Raw genomic sequence first — 345 nt, 5'->3', positions numbered from 1 at the left:
CGACCTCGCGGGCCACGCGGGTGACCTCGTCGGCGAAGGCGGAGAGCTGGTCGACCATGGTGTTGATCGTCGACTTCAGCTCCAGGATCTCCCCCTTCGCCTCCACGGTGATCTTCTTGCCGAGGTCGCCCTGGGCCACGGCGGTGGAGACGAGGGCGATGTTGCGGACCTGCGAAGTGAGGTTGTCCGCCATGAAGTTGACGTTGTCGGTGAGGTCCTTCCAGACGCCGGAGACGCCGCGGACCTGGGCCCGGCCGCCGAGGTTTCCCTCGGTGCCGACCTCGCGGGCCACGCGGGTGACCTCGTCGGCGAAGGCGGAGAGCTGGTCGACCATGGTGTTGATCG

1 protein-coding gene is annotated in these 345 nt (G+C 67.8%); it reads right to left on the bottom strand.

Translation table 11 applies throughout. From position 1 onward, the window contains the following. Window positions 1-345: HAMP domain-containing protein (locus KUF83_RS05930; protein WP_217453486.1), on the bottom strand; the 345-nt coding region annotated here is incomplete at both ends.

It is taken from the genome of Streptomyces sp. BV286 (assembly GCF_019090165.1).
Taxonomy (GTDB): Bacteria; Actinomycetota; Actinomycetes; order Streptomycetales; family Streptomycetaceae; genus Streptomyces.
Note: the sequence above shows the minus strand (reverse complement) of the source record. Positions and strands in the feature narration are given on the sequence as shown.